General features: G+C 45.1%; 15 protein-coding genes. 5 read left to right on the top strand and 10 right to left on the bottom strand.

The features are described from left to right. Nucleotides 1–10: 10 nt before the first annotated feature. From purF to purE, 7 genes are read right to left on the bottom strand one after another with little or no spacing between them, the layout of a single operon-like run. Nucleotides 11–1453, bottom strand: coding sequence for an amidophosphoribosyltransferase (purF, locus tag FC51_RS05895; protein ID WP_057909957.1), 1443 nt, complete (start codon nt 1451–1453; stop codon nt 11–13). Next, the gene (purL, locus tag FC51_RS05900) at nt 1438–3672 is read right to left on the bottom strand and encodes a phosphoribosylformylglycinamidine synthase subunit PurL (protein WP_057909949.1); all 2235 of its coding nucleotides are present in this window, start codon (nt 3670–3672) and stop codon (nt 1438–1440) included. Before purL ends, purF begins: the two co-directional genes overlap by 16 nt. Then, complete coding sequence (gene purQ, locus FC51_RS05905) at nt 3665–4348, bottom strand: phosphoribosylformylglycinamidine synthase subunit PurQ (protein ID WP_057909948.1); 684 nt, start codon at nt 4346–4348, stop codon at nt 3665–3667. The genes purL and purQ overlap by 8 nt, the downstream gene beginning before the upstream one ends. Next, complete coding sequence (purS, locus tag FC51_RS05910; RefSeq protein ID WP_057909947.1) at nt 4345–4608, bottom strand: phosphoribosylformylglycinamidine synthase subunit PurS; 264 nt, start codon at nt 4606–4608, stop codon at nt 4345–4347. The genes purQ and purS overlap by 4 nt, the downstream gene beginning before the upstream one ends. Further along, entirely contained in the window at nt 4608–5339 is a 732-nt protein-coding gene (gene purC / locus FC51_RS05915; RefSeq protein WP_057909946.1) for a phosphoribosylaminoimidazolesuccinocarboxamide synthase, read from the bottom strand. The genes purS and purC overlap by 1 nt, the downstream gene beginning before the upstream one ends. Before the next feature lies 1 nt (nt 5340). Beyond that, nucleotides 5341–6474, bottom strand: a complete 1134-nt coding sequence (purK, locus tag FC51_RS05920; protein WP_057909945.1) for a 5-(carboxyamino)imidazole ribonucleotide synthase — start codon at nt 6472–6474, stop codon at nt 5341–5343. After that, a complete protein-coding gene (gene purE, locus FC51_RS05925) occupies nt 6455–6943 on the bottom strand; it encodes a 5-(carboxyamino)imidazole ribonucleotide mutase (RefSeq protein ID WP_057909944.1) in 489 nt (162 codons plus the stop codon). Before purE ends, purK begins: the two co-directional genes overlap by 20 nt. Before the next feature lie 240 nt (nt 6944–7183). On the opposite strand from purE, the gene FC51_RS05930 reads away from it, so the two are divergent. The 3 genes from FC51_RS05930 to FC51_RS05940 all read left to right on the top strand — a co-directional run bounded on the left by FC51_RS05930 (nt 7184) and on the right by FC51_RS05940 (nt 10529). After that, the gene (locus tag FC51_RS05930; RefSeq protein ID WP_057909943.1) at nt 7184–8401 is read left to right on the top strand and encodes an MFS transporter; all 1218 of its coding nucleotides are present in this window, start codon (nt 7184–7186) and stop codon (nt 8399–8401) included. A 24-nt stretch (nt 8402–8425) separates the two neighbouring features. Continuing rightward, nucleotides 8426–9403 carry an aldo/keto reductase gene (locus tag FC51_RS05935; protein WP_171031863.1) on the top strand — a complete coding sequence of 326 codons (978 nt, stop codon included), beginning with the start codon at nt 8426–8428 and terminating at the stop codon, nt 9401–9403. Between the two features lie 145 nt (nt 9404–9548). Next, complete coding sequence (locus FC51_RS05940; RefSeq protein ID WP_366915160.1) at nt 9549–10529, top strand: YczE/YyaS/YitT family protein; 981 nt, start codon at nt 9549–9551, stop codon at nt 10527–10529. Nucleotides 10530–10639: 110 nt separating this feature from the next. On the opposite strand, the gene FC51_RS05945 is transcribed toward FC51_RS05940, so the two are convergent. Genes FC51_RS05945 through FC51_RS05955 form a run of 3 tightly spaced genes read right to left on the bottom strand, consistent with a single transcriptional unit; the run spans nt 10640 to nt 13374 of the window. Beyond that, complete coding sequence (locus FC51_RS05945; protein WP_057909940.1) at nt 10640–11191, bottom strand: ferritin-like domain-containing protein; 552 nt, start codon at nt 11189–11191, stop codon at nt 10640–10642. A gap of 13 nt (nt 11192–11204) precedes the next feature. Next, on the bottom strand, nt 11205–11426 hold the full coding sequence (locus FC51_RS05950; RefSeq protein ID WP_057909939.1) for a heavy-metal-associated domain-containing protein: 222 nt from the start codon (nt 11424–11426) through the stop codon (nt 11205–11207). A 28-nt stretch (nt 11427–11454) separates the two neighbouring features. Beyond that, entirely contained in the window at nt 11455–13374 is a 1920-nt protein-coding gene (locus FC51_RS05955; RefSeq protein ID WP_057911222.1) for a heavy metal translocating P-type ATPase, read from the bottom strand. 164 nt (nt 13375–13538) lie between these two features. On the opposite strand from FC51_RS05955, the gene FC51_RS05960 reads away from it, so the two are divergent. Further along, nucleotides 13539–14171, top strand: coding sequence for an NAD(P)H-binding protein (locus FC51_RS05960; RefSeq protein WP_057909937.1), 633 nt, complete (start codon nt 13539–13541; stop codon nt 14169–14171). A gap of 262 nt (nt 14172–14433) precedes the next feature. Then, complete coding sequence (locus FC51_RS05965; RefSeq protein WP_057909936.1) at nt 14434–15768, top strand: ammonium transporter; 1335 nt, start codon at nt 14434–14436, stop codon at nt 15766–15768. The last annotated feature ends 375 nt before the right edge of the window (nt 15769–16143 follow it).

Consider the following 16143-nt stretch of genomic DNA (forward strand, 5'->3'; position numbering starts at 1 on the left):
TATAATGACCTCATCTCATTTGTTGTAGTTGGGCTTGATCACGATCGTACTCTTCTTGGTAATCATAAAGTGGTGTTGGATATTGGCCGTCAAAGTAAGCGACACAAAGTCCTTTGTTAGGCGCATCGGTCTTCAGGTTAACTGAATCAACCACGCCTTGAACACTCAAGAAACCAAGGGAATCGGCACCAAAAGTTTCTCTCATTTCTTCGATTGTCTGATTGGCTGCAATCAACTCACGAACGTGTTGGATATCGATTCCGTAAAAACATGGGTAACGCAGTGGCGGTGAAGCAATCCGCAAATGAACGGAAGCGGCGCCAGCATCTTTAAGAAGCTTAACGATCCGACGACTGGTTGTGCCACGGACGATTGAATCATCGACCAAAACAAGATTCTTGCCGCGGACAACGCCTTTTACAGCGGAAAGCTTCATATTAACACCCTGCTCACGAAGCTCCTGAGTCGGTTCAATGAAAGTCCTGGCAGAATATTGGTTCTTGACCAGCCCCATTTCATAAGGCAGTCCCGACGCTTCAGCGTATCCCATCGCTGCGGACAACGATGAGTTCGGCACCCCAATGACCATATCAGCATTTTCGACAGGTTGTTCTTGAGCCAATCGAGCCCCCATCCGCTTTCTGGCGGAGTGAACGTTGACCCCATAGATATCGGAATCAGGGCGGGCAAAGTAGATAAATTCCATCGAGCAAATCGCCAACTGAGTGTCATTGGTGTATTGGTCAATCGTGATCCCAGAGTCATCGATTTTAATTAATTGACCTGGTTGAACATCACATTTGAATTTGGCGCCAACGGCATCCAAGGCACAAGTCTCGCTGCAGACGACGTATGCACCATTTGGCAGCTGGCCGACAACCAATGGTCGAAAGCCGTTAGGATCAAGCGCTGCGTAAAGCCGATCCTTCGTCATGACCAAGTAGGCGAAGCCGCCCTTGATAATGTTCAGGGCTTCTTTCATCTGGTCATCCAAATTATCGGCCTGACTCAAACGAATCAAGTGCATTAAATTTTCGGTATCGGAACTTGAATGATAAATGGCGCCACGATCTTCGAGATTTTTTCGGATTGAAATGGCGTTCGTTAAGTTCCCATTATGTGCTAAAGCAAACTGGGTATCACTAAAATTAAATGGCAGTGGTTGAATGTTTTCCAGCAAATTGCTGCCGGCCGTTGAATATCGAACGTGGCCGATTGCAGCCTCGCCAGTCATTTCATCAACTGCATTGGGCGAATCAAAAACGTCGGTTAAAAGGCCAAAGCCCCGCTTGGTTGTCAGATGGCCACCGTTATTAACTGTAATTCCGGCGCCTTCCTGACCGCGGTGTTGAAGGGCAAACAAACCAATGTAAGTCAGCTTGGCGGCGTCGGGAGTTCCCCAAACACCAAAGATGCCACATTCTTCATTTAAACTTTTTACTTCAGACGGCATGGCAATGCCCCTTTCCAAATCCCGAGCGCTTTATCAACATCGAGGTCAAAGTAACCATCGTTGGCTTGGACAAATAGGTGATTGTCATCGACTACCTTTCCAAGCTGTTGCGCTTCTTTTCCAACCAATTGTTCGAATTCAGCCTGCTTTTCTTGTGGTACTGAGACGATGAAACGTGATTGGCTTTCAGAGAAGAAGTCGGCAACGCTTAAATCGCTTGCTAAGTCGACTCCCAATTGATGACCAAAGGTACTTTCAGCGATCGCTGTGATCAGACCACCTTCGGAAATATCGTGGGCTGATTGTAACAGGTTGGCTTGAATCGCTTGAGTAACGAGTTGTTGAATCTTAAGTTCATAATCCAAATCAAAGTCAAACAGTTTGCCGGCAATCTTTCCGGTCTGCATTTTTTGAATTTGAGAACCATTAAAACCAGGTTCGGTCTTGCCGACAACATAAACCAAATCACCAGCATGCTTAAAGTCTTGGGTGGTAATATGGTTTAACCCTTTGATCAAGCCAACCATTCCGACCATTGGTGTTGGGTAAATTGGAATATTGTCATATTCATTGTTCAACGAAACATTCCCGGAAATAACCGGCGCTTCAAATTTCTCGCAGGCTTCGCTCATCCCCATGACCGCTTGATCCAACTCATAGAATTGGTCCGGCTTTTCAGGATTGCCAAAGTTTAGACAGTCCGTAATTCCAAGTGGAACCGCTCCGGAAGCAACGATATTGCGGGCAGCTTCAGCCACTGCCATCGCACCGCCGACCCGTGGGTTGAGGTACAGGTAGCGACCGTTAACATCAGTGGTGATCGCTAATGCTTTGTCGTGGTGGCGGACCCGGACAACAGCTGCGTCAGATCCCGGTGCCACAACCGTATTCGTTTGAACTTGGGTATCGTATGTTTCATAAATGCTTTCTTTAGATGCAATTGTTAATTGGCCCAGCATCTCTTTCAATGTTTCAGTTGGGTTGGAAATTTGTGGCTCAAATTGCGCTGAATCAACGTTCTTCAAATGTTCAGGAACGGCTGATTCCCGATGGTAAACGGGTGCTTGAGATGCCAGTGAATCGACCGGCACGTCAGCAACCGTCTTGCCGTGATGCAACAATTTATATTGGTGGCCTTCCGTCACGTGACCAATGACAACCGCATTGACACCCTGGTCAGCAAATACTTTTAGGACTTCATCTTCATGACCGGCCTTGACACACAATAACATCCGTTCTTGAGATTCGGAGAGCATCAGTTCAAAAGCTGACATGCCTTCTTCACGTTGTGGAACCAAGTCAAGATCTAGGGTCATCCCATTTCCACCGGCCTTAGAGCCCATTTCTGCAGATGATGAAACGAGCCCGGCGGCCCCCATATCTTGGATTCCCACCAAGGCATCCGAATGGTTGTTAATGACTTCAAGGCAGGCTTCCATCACTAATTTTTCTTCAAACGGATCGCCAACTTGGACAGCTGACCGTTGACTTTCATGTTCCGAATCAAACTGTAAGGACGCAAATGAGGCGCCGTTGATGCCGTCACGCCCCGTTTTATGACCAACATAAATGATACTGTTGCCAACGCCGGCAGCAGCCCCGACCTCGATTTTATCAAGGTCCATCAAGCCGACTGACATGACGTTAATGAGTGGATTATGGGCATAGGCATCGTCAAATGCGGTGTCGCCACCAACGGTTGGAATGCCAATACAGTTTCCATAAGCACTAATTCCAGCAACGATTTGTTGGATAAAATACTTATCTGCATCCGTCTTGGGTTCGGCAAATCTCAAACTGTCCATGCTGGCAATCGGACGGGCACCCATTGAAAAGATGTCCCGTAAGATACCACCGACACCCGTTGTTGCGCCTTGAAACGGTTCAACGGCTGAGGGATGATTATGACTTTCTGCTTTAAAGACAACGCCTTGGTTATCTCCGATATCAATAATGCCGGCACCTTCACCAGGACCTTTAACAACATGTTTGCCCTTGGTAAAGAATTTTTTCAGAACCGGCTTGGAGTTTTTGTACGAGCAATGTTCACTCCACATTCCTGAGAACAAACCGACTTCTGTGTAGTTTGGTAAACGGTGTAAAACGTCATCCTTGATTAATCCGTACTCATGGTCGGTTAGACCCATTGATTGATATAACTTTTGATCACGGATTTGTTCCGGCGTCGCTTCGGTTGTTTGGTCCATTACACTATTCATAGATTACCCCTCGAGTCTTAATGTGATTGACGATTGACTGGAAGACACCCTTGCCGTCATCGGAACCAAGAATGGCTTCCACGGCTCGTTCAGGATGAGGCATCATTCCAAGGACATTTCCACGTTTGTTAATAATGCCGGCGATGTTATTAACACTGCCGTTGGGATTGGTTGCATACTTGAAAACGATTTGATCATTGGCAACCAGGTCTCGTAACGTCTCTTGGTCACAGTAATAATTCCCGTCACCATGAGCAATTGGCAGGCTAATCAACTGACCCGCCTTGTATTCCGAACTGAACATTGATTGGTCGTTATTGACAACAAGCGGTTCAGTCTTACAAATAAACTTTGCAGAAACATTTTTCTGAAGGCTTCCGGGTAACAACCCGGCTTCAGTGAGAATCTGAAATCCGTTGCAAATTCCAAGAACTGGTTTGCCACTGTTGGCGAATTCCTGAAGTGCAGGAATAATTGGTGAGAAACGGGCAATTGCCCCACTTCTCAAGTAGTCGCCATAAGAGAAACCACCGGGAATAAGTACGGCGTCAAAACCATCGAGTGACTCATTTTTGTATGAAACCAGTTCGACATCTTCTTTAATGATGTCTTTGATTGCGTTATAGAGATCCATTTCGCAATTCGATCCTGGAAATGCAAGGACAGCAAATTTCATTGGGCAGCCTCCGTTTCAACAATTTCATAGTGATAATTTTCCATATTGTAATTGGCCAACAGTTTGTCGCAAATTTCGTTGATTTCGTGATCCAACTCGTCTTTAGACTTTCCGTCAGCAACGGTTAATTCGAAATACTTACCGAGCTTAACGTCATCAATATTGTCGTAACCTAAACGTTTCAAAGCCTTATGAACAGCTTCTGCTTCAGGATTCAAAATGGATTTTTTATAGTTTACGTACACTTTTACGAGAGCCATTATTTAACATCCTCCACTTTTTCCAAACGTCCAAGAATTTCTTTATATACAGGAACCAATGCCCCAAGACCTTTTCTGAAGACATCTTTATCAAGTGACTTCTTCGTCTCGCGGTCGATCAAGCGGCAGCTGTCAGGTGAAATTTCGTCGGCCAAGATCAGCTGGTTATCTGAGTCCATCCCAAATTCAACTTTGAAGTCGACCAGGTCAATATTCATTTCTGAGAAGATTTCTTTTAGCCGGTCGTTCACTTTAAGGGCAATGGCGCGCATTTGTTTCATTTGGTCTTCGGTTGCAACGCCCAATGCTTCAGCTTGAAAATCATTAATGAATGGGTCATCCAGTTCGTCACTCTTGTAGAAAAATTCTTGAACCGGCTTATCGAACTTCATCAAGTGTTTGGCAGCAAATTTCTTTTCGAAACTACCGGACGCAAAGTTTCGGACAACTGTTTCCAAAGGAATGATTTGAACCCGTTTAACGAGTTGGTTATTTGAGTCAATCTGCTTGATAAAATGGTTCTTAATGCCGTGCTTGGCAAGGTCTTGGAAAATCAAGGCCGAAATTTCACAGTTGGTTTGGCCCTTGCCTTCCATTTGGACTTTTTTCTTGCCGTTAAAAGCGGTCACTTGGTCCATGTAATGAACCCACATGGTGTTCGGTTCGTTGGTGGTGTACATTTCTTTGGCTTTACCTTTATACAACAAGTCTTTTTTAACTATTTCAGTCATTTTAATTTTCTCCCTTTAGCATGTCTGTTGATTTCAGTAACTGGTCAATGTCGTCACCAACGACGGTAACGTGGCCCATTTTGCGTTGTGGTCGAATTTCAGCCTTCCCATAATCATGAAAATGCCACTCAGGATGTTCTTTGAGTAAATTTCTGGCAAGGGTTAAGTCGGTTCCCAATAGGTTTCGCATCACTGCGGGCTTTTCTTGAATAATTTCAGGAATCGGCAAGCCGCAAATACTTCTGATGTGGGCTTCAAATTGAGAAATGTTGCAGGCTTCGATCGTGTAGTGACCGGAGTTATGTGGGCGAGGCGCCAATTCGTTAACCATGACATCTTGGTCATTAATCACGAATAGTTCAATTCCAAGAACGCCATATAAGTCGAGACGGTTGGCAATGATTTCAGCATATTGCTTGGCTTTGGCATGAACGGTCTTGGAAAACCTCCCCGGTGCAATCGTCGTATGAAGGATATGATTCTTATGACGATTTTCGACAAGCGGAAATGTAATCACTTTTCCGTTGAGGTCCCGAGTGACCATCACCGATGCTTCAGCAATGAAATCTTGGCGGGCTTCTAAAATGCAGGTCGCTTTTGAGTAAAGCTCAGAGGCATTGGCAACGTCGGCTGCGGAATTGATATCCATTTGACCATGCCCATCGTAACCACCGGAAACGGTCTTTAAAATCGCAGGATAGCCAACTTCTTCAACTGCCCGTTTGAGTGATGCTTCATCAGAAACCGCCGCAAACTTGGTAACGGGGATGCCACAATCTTTAAGGAAGTTCTTTTCATTCAGGCGTTGGCCGGTGATGTGAAGTAAATTGACGCCTTGCGGGAGCTCAGCGACTTTGTTAGCTTTCAACAACGAATTTTCGTCGACATTTTCAAATTCGTAAGTCAACACGTCACTTTGCTCGGCTAATTTCATTAATGAATCAACGTCGTCGTATTCAGCAACAATTTGAAAGTCGGCAACCTGCCCTGCAGGTGCTTCAGGCGTTGGATCCAGAATTCCAACGTGATACCCCATCGATTTGGCAATTAACGCCATCATCTGGCCGAGTTGTCCACCACCAACGATTCCAATGGTTGCGGGCGGCAAAATTGTTTTAATCGAACTGTTGCTCACTGTTTTTGGCCTCCACTCTCTGCTTTTCTTTTAGATCAGCAAGCCTTTGTTCAACCTGCGGATCAGTTGTTGCCAAGACCTGAGCTGCCAGCAATGCGGCATTCTTTGCACCAGCTTCACCAATGCTGACGGTCGCCACTGGCGCACCAAACGGCATTTGGACGATTGAGAGCAATGAGTCAACTCCGTTTAATGTTCGTGTTTTCATTGGCACCCCAATTACGGGAAGTGTCGTGTTGGCGGCAATCATTCCTGGCAGGTGAGCAGCCCCACCGGCACCAGCAATGATAACTTTCAATCCTTTGTCCCGCGCTGTTTTGCCAAATTCTTGAAGTTCATCGGGCATTCTATGTGCTGAGATAATGTGCTTCTCATAAGGGATTTTGAGACTTTCCAGTTGCTCACAAGCCAGCTTCATCGTTGGCCAGTCAGATATCGAGCCCATTGCTACGCCGACAACGTTTGCCATTTAAACCACTCACCTTTTCAAATTTATTTAGTGTCTAAAGGATACTTGACATGATGTTGTAAGTCAACCTTATTGTTCGTGTTTAAAACGATATATGACCCTTTTGCCCTAAATTTATTCGCTAATTTACGGATTTTGTTTACTGATTCGACTGAGAACAGTTGTCGATTGTTTTATCCAAACTACTTTTGCGTTAACATGGAAAACATAACTTAATGACAATACATAGGGGGAATTGATATGTTTGGCTTCTTTAAGGATCGATATCGAGAACCATCGTTTAGTATTACCAGCTTGTTTGTTTTTACGTCATTTATCTTTCTAGTGTCCTGGGGCGAGATCAACCCATTCTTACCACTTTTCATCAAAGAAACGCTCCATACAGGGACCGCGGCAACCAGCTGGTTCACCAGCCTGTGTATTGCTGCACCCTATCTGGTTGGCATGTTGATTGCACCGGTTTGGAACCGACTTGCGATTAAATATGGCGCCAAGCCCTGGCTGCTTCGAGCTGGTTTTGGCTCGGCTATTATTCTGCTGTTAATGAGTATGGTTCAAAATCCACTTCAGTTGGTCATTTTAAAAATCATTCAAGGCCTGTTCGTTGGCTTTATTTCGATTGCCAGCAGTATTCTCATCAGTCTGGTTCCGGCTGCCAAAGTGGGCCAAACCCTTGGCAAATTAGGTGTTGCCACCAGCTTGGCCACCGTCTTAGCGCCAGTCATCGGAGGAATCTTAATTCCACTGCTGTCGTTTCGGCTCACCTTAATCATTAGTGGCGGACTTCTATTGTTGTGTTGCGGATTCTTACAGTTTAAGCTGCCAAACACGCGCGTTACGCCACGAAGCAATCAAAAAATACCGCGTCATTTTCCTGTGCGGCTGGTTTTGGTGTTGTTGGGGGTCCTTCTAATTCAAATCACCAATAATTCGATCACGCCCTACTTGGCTTTGATTGTTCGTCAAATCGACAGTCATGCCGGTCTGCTTTTGATCGGTGTCACCATCGCAATTACTGGCGTCTTTTCATTTGCAATTTCTCATTCAGTTGATTTCTTCATCAATCGTTGGTCGTCTATCGGATTATTGGCTTTTGCGTTATTGCTGGGGACCATGAGTTATGTCGTCGCCGCCCTTTCCATAACCGTTTTGGCTTTGATACTGAGTCGCAGTCTGCTTGGACTATCTGATGCCGGTCATAATCCAACGATCGAAATCGAAGTGTCCAAAACGATTCCTCACAGCCAATTAGGCTCAGCGTTTGCGCTCCTACAATTCGTCCAGTCATTTGGCGTTGTGATCGGGGCTTTTGCCGGCGCCTTTCTCAATAATTCAGGCGGTTACCGGACCATGTTCACCTGGGCAGCAATTGGTTATTTTGTTTCCCTTGTGGTGGTCTTAACCAGTCATTTATTTCCCGCAAACTTAGCTTCTGAAAATGGTAAAATTAACTCATAACAAGATTTACATGGAGGCTATATGATGAAATTTAGAACCTTAGGTAAAACCGGATACAAAATTAGTGAAGTTTCACTGGGCACTTGGCAGCTTGGTGGCAAGTGGGGCACCCCGTTTGACTCCAAAGATGCCCGAGACACTCTGGAAGAAGCATACAATCACGGCGTTAATTTCTTTGACACCGCTGATGGTTACCAAGATGGTAAAAGTGAGCAGGCGGTTGGTGAGTTTGTTCGGTCTCATCCCGACGTTCACTTTACAACCAAGATTGGCCGGAAGGAATCCCCACTATCCCTCGAGCACTTCAACCCTGAGCATCTTGTCCGTTACGTAGATGAATCCTTGAAAAACATGGGTGTCGACTCCTTGGACATGGTCCTTTTGCACTGTCCACCAATGATGAATTACTATATGCCGGAAACCTTCTTTGAAATGGATAAGCTTAAAAAGCAGGGTAAAATTCAAAACTACGGTGTCAGCGTTGAACGGGTCGAAGAAGGAATCAAGGCCTTGAGCTACGATATTTCTGCCGTTGAAATTATTTTTAATATGTTCCGGTTGCGGCCAGCAGATTTGTTCTTTGATTTGGCCAAGAAAAATAACGTCGGCATCTTAGCCCGAGTCCCGTTGGCAAGTGGCTTGTTAACGGGTAAATATACGGCTGATACCAAATTTGCGCCAGAGGATCACCGGACCACCAACCGCCATGGCGAACAATTTGACAAAGGCGAAACATTCTCCGGCGTTGATTATCTGACTGGCGTCAAAGCTGCAAACGAGTTGAAAGACCGGTTGGGAACGGACAACCTCGCCGCTATGGCGCTGCGCTTTATTTTGATGTTTGACGCCGTTTCTGCTGTCATTCCCGGGGCAAGTAACCCCAACCAAATTGACCGCAATACCACTGCTGCAGAACTGCCGGCGTTTACGGATGCCCAGATGCAGATTGTCCGCGACGTTTACGATCAATACATTAAAAATCCAGTTGAATATCTTTGGTAATTTATTCAACACAAAAGCTGAGGTGCGTTAAGCATCTCAGCTTTTTGCGTTGAACGGCGGTCGAATGATACAGCCGACACTATTTTTGATTCTAAAAAAGGTTGATGTTACAATAACACAAACGTTTGCTTACACGAAAGGATGATTGATTAATACTGTTATGGATAAAAACACGCAATCAGAGGCTGAGATAGAGCCGCAGCAGCCGTCCGTTAATCGCGGTGCCGCAATCAGTCTAAAAACACTCATGGCATTTGTTGGAATCGCACTTTTGTCGCTTGGAACCACCTTTCTTCGTGAAGGTCGTGTCGGTCTGGATCCGTTTACGGCAATGAACACTGGGATTGCTGCCAAGATTGGCCTTGGTCTGGGAAATACCCAGCTTATTTCCAACCTGGTTATCTTTATGATTGTCCTCTTACTGGATCGGAAGAAGATTGGTATCGGCACCATCATGAACATGATTTTGGTGGGTTATGAAATTCAATGGTTTACAACTTTGTATAATCAAATCCTGCCAAATTCGCTTAACTTTTTGACGATATCGGCCGACTTGATTATCGGCTTATTATTGTTCACGTTGGGCTCTTCCATGTATATGGGTGCCAGTCTGGGGGTCGCCCCCTACGATGCAATTGCGCCAATTCTTTCAACTCGAGTTCATTTGAAGTACCGGGTAGCCAGAATTGGCCAAGACATTTTGTTCATGATCGCCGGGTTTTTCATCGGCGGTCCAGTTGGAATTGCAACCATTATCGTCGCCTTCTTCACGGGTCCGTTAATCACCTACTGGAATAGTCACGTCAGCGAAAAGCTCCTGCTTCGGATTAATAATTTCAGTGCCCAGCCATCTTTGAAAAACGCCGGTACGCAAATTGCCAGCTTTGGCCGCGGAGGGTATCGAACAGTCGTTAAAGCTTACCAAATGACCGAACAGATTCAACGCCATAAGTCAGCCTACACAGACTCACAACTCGTTGAACAATTAAACGAATCACAGCAGCAATTAAAAGAAGCCGGTCAAATTTACGAAAACGCCCAGCGCCAATATAAAATTCTGGTCCAAGAGGCCAAGAAACGTGGCAAGGTCGTTAAGGGAAATTTGCCGGGTAATCGAGCAGAATAAATGTGTACAATTTGTGTACTTCTTGCGTACTTCTTGCGTACAAAAAAGTTCTGGGGTTGTCCCCAGAACTTTTTTAGTGGTTTAAATTACGTGACCCTCAAGCTTAAATCCTAGTCCTCATCATCCTCGTCTTCATCCAAGCCTTCTCTTGGTGACTTTCCAAGCAGTGCTTGCAACTTGGCAACGTTGTGGTTGTTGTCTCCAAGCAAGTTGACCAGATAGTCGGCTAAAACCGGGCGATCCTCTTTTTGTGCCAATTTGATTGCGCGAGTTACAAACATGTTTTCCGTATCGTAATCGTGAACCAGATCATCGACAAGCCATTCAGCTGTTTCATATTTATTTTGGCCGTTTTCCTCAAGCATGGCGTACTCAGTGAATTCTTTTTGGGTACTTGGGGTAATGAGGCCTTCATCGATCAGAACTGTCCCTAAGGCATCTTTTTGGCTGTATGCTTGGTCAAGCAAGTCGCCAAACACATTCTTCAACGTTTCAGCGGACATCCCTTTGACATACCATTTTGCCATTTGAAGCTTATTGGCTAAAACTTCCAAGTTGGAAACGATATGTCCGGTCATTGCGCCGGCAGTTGGTGTGTGATGATCAATATCTGCTTGCTTTACTTCTGCTTCGAATAATTTTTCTGGAGTTGCTGTTGTCATATCTTTCACCTCGTTATTTAACTTTCATTGACTGAACTTCGTAGCCTAAATCGGAAACGGTGTCTGACAATTTGTCAGCGGAAATCTTATCACCGTCAAATTCGGTTTTGACTTTAGCGGCATTAAACATCACTTTGACGTTTTCCACCCCATCTTGCTTCTCAAGGGCACCCTTGATTTTTTGCATGCATGACGGGCATGACAGTGCGTCGAGCTGTAAAATTGCTTTACTCATATTAATGACCTCCATCTTCTTTACTTCTTTACTGTTTTAATGATAAATCATATTCGCGAACGGATAATTGATCTGGATCAAGTTTTGCAACTTTCGGTCGATAATTAATTAATCTCATTGCGTTAAAGATGACAACCAGGATACTTGCTTCATGGACGAACATCCCACTGGCCATGTATATGAAGCCAAGAATCAGGCCAATTAGCAGTGCTGCCACCGTGGCAATCGCGATGAAAATGTTCTCTTTGGTATTCATCACGGTCTTCTTCGACAAGCCATAAGCGTGAATCAATTCGTTGAATCCGGATGACATGAGGACAACGTCTGAGGTTTCAACGGCAACGTCGGTTCCACTTCCCATGGCAATTCCAATGTCTGCTGTAACCAGCGACGGGCTGTCATTGATGCCGTCACCGACAAAGGCAACTTTGTGGCCTTGCTCCTGGTACTTCTTAACATATTCAACTTTTTGTTCGGGTAATAATTCCGCATGAACTTCATCAATGCCAATTTGGTCGGCAACGGCATCAGCAGTTTGCAAATTATCCCCAGTCAGCATCACGGTCTTTTTGATGCCAAGTGACTTCAAAGTGGCCAAGCTTTCCTTAACGCCTTGACGGATCACATCTGAGATTCCAAGGATGGTTTGAACCCGGCCATCGAAAGCAACAATGACAGTTGAACTTCCCTGGCTTTGAATGGCCTCTAAATCTGACTTCTGCTGGTCAGTTAAGGCAATTTCCTCATCGTTCATCAATCTGAGATTACCAATCAAAACCGATTGGCCATCAGCGGTTGCTTTCACACCTCGACCTTTAATAGTATCGGCATCAGTCACTTCGACCTTGTCAAATCCAATTTTGTGGTCTGCAGAGAATTTAACAACTGCTTGGGCAAGTGGATGATCCGACTGTTTTTCAATTGCAGCCGCAATCGTCAAGCCGAGTTGATTCTTTGAGTAATCTTTCAACTGCGTAACAGCGGTTTTGCCTTCTGTTAAGGTCCCGGTTTTATCAAAGACGAGGGTGTCAACGTTGGCGAAGGTGTTCATGACTTCGCCGCCCTTGATCAAGACGCCATTTTTCGCACCGTTACCAATTCCGGCAACGTTTGAGACTGGTGCGCCGATGACCAAAGCGCCTGGGCAGCCAAGCACTAAGACGGTGATCGCTAACCGGAAGTCTTTAGTAACCAGCCCGACAATCAAGGCAATAATCAAAACGGCCGGGGTGTAATAAGTGGCAAATTTATCAATAAACTTTTCGGCTGGTGACTTGGTATCTTGAGCATCTTCGACTAATTCAACAATTTTGCCAAATGTCGTATCATCACCGACTTTGGTTGCACGAACTTTTACTGTACCATTGTCGAGCATTGTGCCTGAAAAGACTTGGTCGCCCACATTTTTGGTGACTAATTTGGATTCGCCGGTAATGCTTGCTTCGTTGATGTGCCCTGAACCGTCGACAATTTCGCCATCGACTGGAATTTGGCCGCCGGCTTTGACCAATACCACATCGTCTACGTCAACAAAGTCAACGTCGGTCTCTTCGGTCTCACCATCGTCATCAACAACTAACGCGGTGGTGGGTGCCATCTCAGTTAAATCTTTGATTGAGTGCCTCGTCTTGGCCAATGTTTTGTCTTCCAAGAATGTTCCAAATAAGAACAGGAAGGTCACAATCGCCGATTCGTTATATTCACCAATGGCGAAGGCCCCAATAACAGCGATACTTACCAGTAATTCAATACTAATCGTTTTAAATCGAAGTGCCGAGATTGCCCGAAGAATGATTGGGACTGCGGAAATGATTGAAGCGGCGATAAATGAAACCGTGTAAATCATATCGCTGTTCAAAACCTTTCCAAGCAGGCCAACCCCAATTAATATTGCGGTGACTAACGTTATCTGGTTTGTGTGCTGATTAATGTACTTTTGAAATTTCATAATATCCCGCTCCATTCCTTAATTTGTATCTTAAGTATATGGTGGATGCGCAAATAAAGAATTGACCTATATCAAGTTTGGCATTTTCCTTAAATAAATCTTCTTTTTGCATTATCGGATTAATTCCACCATAATTAGAGGTAACAAGATTGGAGGAGAAGTATATGAAAATCATCGTAATTGGTGCTACTGGACGAGTTGGGTCAAATATCGTCGCAAAGCTGGCAAAGCATCCTGAAGACGAGGTCTATGCCGGTGCCCGGCAACCCGAAAAAATTCCAGCTAACGACCATGTCACTCCGTTTGCCTTGGACCTCAGTGACAAAATGGACGACATTAAAGAAGCCCTTCCGGAAGCTGACGCAATTATCTTCGCTGCCGGTTCGGGTGGCAGAGATTTGCTGAAGATTGATCTGCATGGTGCCGTTAAGGTCATGCAGGCCGCCGAAGAAAAGGAAATCAATCGCTTCGTTATGTTGAGCTCCAAGGGGTCGCTGTCTCCGGATGAATTCGCTGACTCCCCACTTGAGAATTATCTCATCGCCAAATATTACGCCGATGAGTGGCTGATCCATAATACCCATTTGGATTACACGATCCTCCAACCAACTACACTGGTTGAAAAGACCGGGTCCGGAAAAGTGACTCTGGGTGCATACAGCACCAATGAAAATAGCATTGATAATGTTGCCGATGTTTTAATTGGCCTGGTCGAAAATCACGCCGGAATTAAAGAAGTCATTGAAATGAGTACTGGAAACGAACCAATTCCAGAAGCCATTAATGAATTAAATTAAATTTGAAGCAACAAGTAGAAAAGCAGTTCATCATTAAATGTGATGAGCTGCTTTTGTGTCAGATTTAATTACATGTACCAATTTAAAAATGAAATTCTTTTTACTAACGATCATGCTGATAAAAGTTGTTGTTTTTAGGCATTGGTACCGGTTCCATTTGAATGAGCGAGATTCTAATCTTCTAACCAATTTCAAAAAGTGCTGGACGTGTGAAAAAGATGATGTTAGAATTTATGACATTAAAAGATAAGGAAGCGATGTTATGAATGCTGCAAACACCTCATTTATGATTCTATCCAGTATTTTGGTATTATTCATGACTCCCGGACTAGCGTTTTTCTATGGGGGCCTGGTTTCAAAGCGAAACGTTGTCAACACGATGCTGTCAGTTTTCATCATGACCGGTGTTGCAATTGTTCTTTGGATTGTGATTGGCTATTCACTCTCATTTTCAGGTGACATTGGTGGGTTCATCGGAACCGTCAAGAATTTCTTTATGAACGGCATCGACCTGACCAGCCTGACAGCGACTAAAATTCCAACTGGGATCTTCGCCGTATTTGAAATGATGTTTGCCGTCATTACGCCTGCCCTGTTCGTCGGTGCGGTGGTTGGCCGAATTAGGTTTAATTTTCTCTTAGTCTTCCTAGTTCTTTGGTCAGTCATTATTTATTACCCGATGGTTCACTTGGTCTGGAGCCCTCACGGCATCCTCTATGGGCTTGGCGTTCTCGACTTCGCTGGTGGAACCGTTGTTCATATCAACGCTGGTGTTACAGCATTTGTATTGTCTGCTTTCTTAGGCAATCGCATTAAATTTGGCGACATCCCCCACACGCATTACAACCTGCCGTGGGTCTTGCTTGGAACTGCGATTTTGTGGATTGGCTGGTACGGCTTTAACGCTGGTTCTGCCCTGGGAGTTGATAACATTGCTGCGCAAGCAACGATTACCACGACCATGTCCACGGGTACCGCAATGGTCACATGGATGATTTTGGATATGATCATTAATGGGAAGCCAACTTTGGTAGGTGTTTGTACCGGTACCCTCTGTGGTCTGGTTGGGATTACGCCAGCCTGTGGGTTTGTGACAATTGCCGGATCATTTTGGATCGGGATGTTCTCAACATTTGCCAGTTATTTCTTCGTTAACTATCTAAAAGATCGAATTGGTGTCGATGATGCGTTAGACGCATTTGGCTGCCATGGGGTCAGTGGGATTGTCGGAAGTATTGCAACCGGATTGTTCGCAACCAAGGCAGTTAACCCGATTGTCGCTCACAACGGCGCCTTTTACGGTGGTGGTTGGCACCAAATTACAGTCCAAGTCGTTGCAACACTTGCAACAATCGTCTTCGTGGCCATTGCCGCTTCCATTATTATCAAGGGCCTCAGTCTGGTGATGCCAATGCGGGTTGATCGCAAGGAAGAAGAGCTTGGCCTGGACCAAGGTGAACACGGTGAAGAAGCTGATTACACCGTTGAAATGAGTAAAGATCTCGATGAATATCGTTCTGATCTGAACCTGTATTCAAAAGAATTTAGAGGACAACTGGGCGGACTGGATGTCCCAAAGGATCCGCGGTTGCATTAGGGGAGAGTGCGACGAGCAACGGTTTGACACGCCAAGTAGGCTAGGCGGTTTCACAGCCGTCGGAGAGCTAAGGTCCTTCCAATTGAAATCCTGGTTTTGGATTTTGATTGGAAGGTCTTAGATCGCAGTGTCAGTTGCGTCGTCCACAGGACTAGACACTGCACTTCGTTTGTGGTCGTCGGAGCAAGTTTGGGCTAGGTAAAAAGGAAAGCCCAAACGGACATCTACATCAAACCAGAGTGCAAAGCGAACCGTTTAACTACTAGACATTTCATGGCCATCAGACCACAAAAATAACCAGTCAATAATGAACGCAGTTTATTCATCGTTGACTGGCTATTTTTCTGCCGTGGTTTCCAGGTCGTCCAACCGGCT

Origin of the sequence: Lentilactobacillus parabuchneri DSM 5707 = NBRC 107865, from assembly GCF_001435315.1 — a bacterium.
GTDB classification, from domain to species: domain Bacteria; phylum Bacillota; class Bacilli; order Lactobacillales; family Lactobacillaceae; genus Lentilactobacillus; species Lentilactobacillus parabuchneri.

Coding starts and splice junctions, on each gene's coding strand:
- purF (WP_057909957.1), bottom strand. CDS start 1,453: ATGCCGTCTGAAGTAAAAAGTTTAAATGAAGAATGTGGCATCTTTGGT.
- purL (WP_057909949.1), bottom strand. CDS start 3,672: ATGAATAGTGTAATGGACCAAACAACCGAAGCGACGCCGGAACAAATC.
- purQ (WP_057909948.1), bottom strand. CDS start 4,348: ATGAAATTTGCTGTCCTTGCATTTCCAGGATCGAATTGCGAAATGGAT.
- purS (WP_057909947.1), bottom strand. CDS start 4,608: ATGGCTCTCGTAAAAGTGTACGTAAACTATAAAAAATCCATTTTGAAT.
- purC (WP_057909946.1), bottom strand. CDS start 5,339: ATGACTGAAATAGTTAAAAAAGACTTGTTGTATAAAGGTAAAGCCAAA.
- purE (WP_057909944.1), bottom strand. CDS start 6,943: ATGGCAAACGTTGTCGGCGTAGCAATGGGCTCGATATCTGACTGGCCA.
- FC51_RS05930 (WP_057909943.1), top strand. CDS start 7,184: ATGTTTGGCTTCTTTAAGGATCGATATCGAGAACCATCGTTTAGTATT.
- FC51_RS05935 (WP_171031863.1), top strand. CDS start 8,426: ATGAAATTTAGAACCTTAGGTAAAACCGGATACAAAATTAGTGAAGTT.
- FC51_RS05945 (WP_057909940.1), bottom strand. CDS start 11,191: ATGACAACAGCAACTCCAGAAAAATTATTCGAAGCAGAAGTAAAGCAA.
- FC51_RS05950 (WP_057909939.1), bottom strand. CDS start 11,426: ATGAGTAAAGCAATTTTACAGCTCGACGCACTGTCATGCCCGTCATGC.
- FC51_RS05955 (WP_057911222.1), bottom strand. CDS start 13,374: ATGAAATTTCAAAAGTACATTAATCAGCACACAAACCAGATAACGTTA.
- FC51_RS05960 (WP_057909937.1), top strand. CDS start 13,539: ATGAAAATCATCGTAATTGGTGCTACTGGACGAGTTGGGTCAAATATC.
- FC51_RS05965 (WP_057909936.1), top strand. CDS start 14,434: ATGAATGCTGCAAACACCTCATTTATGATTCTATCCAGTATTTTGGTA.